Source organism: Micrococcus sp. KRD077 (genome assembly GCF_017168505.1).
Lineage (GTDB): Bacteria > Actinomycetota > Actinomycetes > Actinomycetales > Micrococcaceae > Micrococcus > Micrococcus luteus.
In genome coordinates this window covers 1-4,877 of the sequence record NZ_JABFAZ010000041.1, presented here as the reverse complement: position 1 = coordinate 4,877, position 4,877 = coordinate 1, and the positions used below count along the sequence as shown (strand labels likewise).

The 4,877-nt window shown below is 73.2% G+C and carries 4 protein-coding genes; 1 reads left to right on the top strand and 3 read right to left on the bottom strand.

Annotated features, from left to right (window positions below):
• The first annotated feature begins 16 nt into the window (after nt 1–16).
• A complete protein-coding gene (locus J1M39_RS10090) occupies nt 17–628 on the top strand; it encodes a TetR/AcrR family transcriptional regulator (RefSeq protein WP_036313911.1) in 612 nt (203 codons plus the stop codon).
• Between the two features lie 13 nt (nt 629–641).
• Here the strand turns inward: J1M39_RS10090 and J1M39_RS10085 are convergent, their stop codons facing one another.
• The 3 genes from J1M39_RS10085 to paaZ all read right to left on the bottom strand — a co-directional run.
• On the bottom strand, nt 642–1,577 hold the full coding sequence (locus tag J1M39_RS10085) for a hypothetical protein (protein ID WP_036313913.1): 936 nt from the start codon (nt 1,575–1,577) through the stop codon (nt 642–644).
• 115 nt (nt 1,578–1,692) lie between these two features.
• A complete protein-coding gene (locus J1M39_RS10080; protein ID WP_036313915.1) occupies nt 1,693–2,625 on the bottom strand; it encodes a 3-hydroxyacyl-CoA dehydrogenase in 933 nt (310 codons plus the stop codon).
• Between the two features lie 138 nt (nt 2,626–2,763).
• Nucleotides 2,764–4,877: phenylacetic acid degradation bifunctional protein PaaZ (gene paaZ / locus J1M39_RS10075; RefSeq protein ID WP_241254109.1), on the bottom strand; the 2,114-nt coding region annotated here is incomplete at its 5' end.

The following is a 4,877-nucleotide window of genomic DNA, read 5'->3' as shown; positions in this document are numbered from 1 at the left end:
CCCCTGAAGGAGCCCCGTGCCCCAGAGCAGCCCCACCCCGCGCCGCGGCCGGCCCGGCTATGACCGGCAGACGCTGCTGGCCGAGTGCGTCGAGCTCTTCAACCGGCACGGCTACGAGGCGACGTCCATGGGCATGCTCGCCGCCCACCTGGGCATCTCCAAGTCCGCGATCTACCACCATGTGGAGTCCAAGGAGGCGATCCTCGACCACGCGGTGACGGAGGCGCTCGACGCCCTCGAGGCGTGCCTGGACGATGTGGTGGCCAGCGGGGCCGATGCCGGCGCGCAGGTCGAGGCGGCCATCCGCGGCACGCTCGGGGTGCTGGCGGAGAAGCAGCCCGAGGTGACCCTGCTGCTGCGCCTGCGCGGGAACTCGGCGGTCGAGGTGGCCGCCGTCGAGCGCCGGCGCGAGATCACCCGGCGCTTCGGTGACCTGCTCGAGGCCGCCCAGGCCGCGGGTGCGGTGCGCTCCGACGTGACCCCGCGCAACCTCGCCCGCCTCGCGCTCGGCATGATCAACTCGATCGTCGACTGGTACCGGCCGGATCGCGGCGTTCCCGGCCAGCAGGGACCGGACCAGATGATCGACGCCGTCACGGGCGTGGTGCTCGGGGGTCTGCGGGGCTGAGGGCCCGCTGTCCTCAGCCCTCGCCGTCGAGCGCGGCGAGCACGTCGGCCACGATTGAGGCCGCACGGTCCTCGGCGTCCGCGGGCACCCCGCCGTCCGCGTCGGCCTGGGCCACGGCCACGGTGCGGGCGCCGTCCTGCACGGCAGTGAGGTGGGAGTAGACGGACCCCCCGGGGGCCGGGAGCGCCGTGTACGCGGTGCCGCCCTCGTGCTCGGTCCGCGTCACGCTCTCCACGTCGAGCCCGGCCAGGTCCACCCCGGTGCAGGCCTGCGCCGCCGCTCGGGCGTCCTCCAGGGCGGCGCGGGCGGCCTCCTCCGTGGGGTACACGGTGACGCGCACGCCGAGCGGAGTGACCTCGGCGTCGGGGGACGCCGTGAAGGAGGGCGCCGGTGTCGTGGTGGGCCCGCCGCCGGTCGTGGCGGCCGTCTCCGGCTGGGCCGTGAGCCCCAGGTCCGCCGCCCCGGCCTCGGCGTCCCGCTCCAGATCGGAGCGGGTGGCGTCCAGGCAGGCCTGCTGTTCCGCGCTGCGGGTGGAAGCCGGGCTCGCACCGGCGTCGACCGCCTGCTCCAGGCCGGCGGCCCGCTGGCGCAGCTCCGTCTGCCGCTCCAGCGGCGAGGCGGCGCTCAGCCCCACCTCGGACCCCGGCCCCGCGGCCCGTTGGACGGCGGCCTGCACGGCCAGGGTCCGCTGCCCGTCCAGCGCGGGGGGCATCTCGAGGGACAGGCTGCCCGAGGCGGAGGCGCCGGCCGTGCTCTCCGCCGCGCCCGTGCTCTCCGTGGAGCTGCTGGCCGCGGGCGACGTGGGGGCGGACGAGGCCGCCGTCGTCGTGGACGACGCCGACGAGGGGGCGGGGGAGGAGGGCTCCGCGCCGCCGCCGCCCGCGCACCCGGCGAGGGCGAGCGCGCCCACGGCGAGGGCGCCGAGCAGGGGGAGTCGGGAGGTCGTCATGGCCCGACTCTACGTGCGCTGTGACGGATGCCACAAGGAAGCGGCGGGGGCACGCAACGGGGCCGCCCGATGCGTGGTGCGCACCGGACGGCCCCTGATCCGTCAGCGGAGGAGGTCAGCCGAGCGGGGTGTCCTTGTCGCCCAGGTTCCAGTCCTCCACCGGGCCGAGGTTCTCCCCGTCCGGCCCGTAGCGGTAGAACCCCTGGCCGTCGGCCACGCCGCTGTGGCCCTCGGCGATGCTCTTCTCGAGCAGCTCAGCGAAGCCGAGCTGCCAGTCGACGCCCGTGTTGCGGGAGACGTTGGCGGCCACGTGGAAGCCCACGATGTCATAGGTCTGGAACGGGCCGCGCTCGTTGCCGGTGGCCACGCGCCAGGTGCGGTCGATGTCCGCCGGGTTGCCCACTCCGTGCATGTACAGCTTGGAGCCGGCCTGCAGCCACGGGATGAGCAGGGAGTTGAGGAAGTAGCCCGGGATCTCCTTGCGCACGTGCACGGGGACCATGCCGGTCTCCTCGGCGAACTGCAGGGCTCCCGCGACGGCCTCCGGCGAGGTGGCGGCGGTGCCCATGACCTCGGCGGTGTTCTGCGCCCAGATGCGGTTGGCGTAGTGCAGGGCCAGGAAGCGCTCCGGATGGCCGCTGGCGTCGGCGAAGTCCGAGGGCAGCAGGGAGGAGGTGTTCGTGGCGAACAGGGTCGTGGCGGGGGCGAGCTCGCCCACCTGGGCCCACACCTTGCGCTTGAGCTCCAGGTTCTCCGGGACGGCCTCGATCACGATGTCCGCATCCGCCAGGGCCTCGCCGAGGTCCGAGGTCGGCGTGATGCGGGCGATGGCCTCGTCGAAGCGCTGCGGGTCGTAGCCCTCCCCGAGGTCTGCCTCATAGCCCTGGCGGATCCACGCCCAGCGGCGCTCGATCCCCTCGAGGGCGGCGGGGACGGCGTCGTAGGCCATCACCTTCTTGCCGTGGTACGCCGCCTGCATGATGATCTGCGAACCCAGCACACCGGTGCCCAGCACGGTGACCTGATCAAAACGGGTGAACTCGGACATATATGTCGACCTTCTTCTCTCGCGGTCCGAATGGGACGTACAGGTGAACGTCCCGGGCACGCTCCTTGTTCCCGGGGACGACGACGGGCCGCCCGGCGCGCAGCGGGCGCACGGGACGGCCCGTCGAAGCAGGGGGGCTCAGCCCTGGGAGGTCTCGGACGGGGCCATCGGCCAGGTCTTGGCCACGAGCGTCAGCACGTCGTACTGGGCGCAGAGCTCGTCCTTCTGGTTGTGGATCCGGCAGTCCCAGGCCACCTCGCCGTACTCGTCGCTCACGCGCGGGGTGATGCGCTTGGCCGTCAGGGTCACGCGGATGGCGTCGTCGTAGGTCACCGGCGTGATGAAGCGCAGGTTCTCCAGGCCGTAGTTGGCCAGCACCGGGCCCGGATCCGGGGCCACGAACAGCCCCGCGGCCCACGAGACCAGCAGGTAGCCGTGGGCGACGCGGCGCGGGAAGAACGGGTTGGCCATGGCGGCCTCCTCGTCCGTGTGGGCGTAGAACCTGTCCCCGGTCTCCTCCGCGAAGGCGGTGATGTCCTCCAGGGTGATGGTGCGCAGGCCGGAGGCGAACTGGTCGCCCACCGTCAGCTCGGCCAGGGACTTGTAGAACGGGTGCACGGCCGTGCCGGCCTCCACGTCCTCGCGGGTCACCGTGTGGGCCGCGGCGCCCTGATGCCACACGCCGGTGATGGCCGTGAGCATGTCCGGGGAGCCCTGGATCGCCGTGCGCTGCATGTAGTGCTTCACGGCGCGGACCCCGCCGAGCTCCTCGCCGCCGCCGGCGCGGCCGGGGCCGCCGTGGATCAGCACCGGCACGGGGGCGCCATGGCCCGTGGTGGTCGCGGCGGTCTGGCGGTTCAGGACGTGCACGCGGCCGTGGTGGGCGCCGATCCCGGCGGCGAACGCGCGGGCGGTCTCACCGTCGTTCGTGGCGACCGTGGCCACGAGCGACCCCGAGCCCAGGGCGGCCAGGGCCACGGCGTCGGCCACGTCCGTGTAGCCGATCACCGAGGTGACCGGACCGAACGCCTCGACGCTGTGCACCTCGGGGGTGCGTGCGTCCTCGAAGGTGAGCACCGTGGGGGCGAAGAACGCGCCGGACTCGGCGTCGGCGTCACCGGTCGAGCCCTCGGGGCCGCCGAGGCGGACCTGACCGCCGGCGTCGACCAGGCGCTGCACCGCGCCGCGGACCTCGCCCTGCTGGTCCTTCGAGGCCAGGGCGCCCATGGTGGTGCCCTCGACGCGCGGGTCGCCCAGGACGACCTTCGCGGCCAGGCGCTCGGTGAGGGCGGCGGTCACGGCCTCGACCCGATCCTGCGGGACGATCACCCGGCGGATGGCGGTGCACTTCTGGCCGGCCTTGACCGTCATCTCCTGGAAGACGACCTTCACGAACGCCTCGAACTCGGGGGACTCCGGGTCCGCGTCCGGGCCGAGGATGGCGGCGTTGAGGGAGTCGGTCTCCGCGGTGAAGCGGACGCCGCCCTCCTGCACGTTCGGGTGCTTCTTCAGCGTGGCCGCGGTGGCGGCGGAGCCGGTGAACGCGACGTGGTCGCGGTAGTCCAGGTGGTCCAGCAGGTCGCGGGCGGAGCCGGAGATCAGCTGGATCGAGCCCTCGGGCAGCACGCCGGACTCGAGCATCAGCTCGACGCACTTCTGCGTGACGTAGCCGGTGGGGGTGGCCGGCTTGACCACGGTGGGCACGCCGGCGACGAAGGCCGGGGCGAACTTCTCGAGCATGCCCCACACGGGGAAGTTGAACGCGTTGATCTGCACGGCCACGCCCGGGATGCGCTGGTAGATGTGCTCGCCGATGAAGGAGCCGTCGCGGGAGAGGGGCTCCACGTCGCCGTCGATGATCACGGTGGAGTTCGGTAGCTCGCGGCGGCCCTTGCCGGAGAACGTGAAGAGGGTGCCGATGCCGCCGTCGACGTCGAAGGCGTGGTCGCGCTGCGTGGCGCCGGTGGCGAAGGAGACGTCGTAGAGCTCCTGGACGCGGGAGTTCAGAAAGAGCGCGAGCTCCTTGAGCTTGAGGGCGCGCTCGTGGATGGTCAGCTCGCCCAGGGCCTGCTGGCCGACGGTGCGGGCGTGCTCGATGGCGGCGGCCGTGTCGAGGCCGTCGGTGGAGACGCCGGTCAGGCGCGCGCCGGTGTTCGCGTCCCTCACGTCGGTGACCTTGGACGGGTGCGACGGCGTCCACCAGCTGCCGGCGACGTAGCTGGGGAGGATCTCCGGGAGGGAGGGGGCGGTGA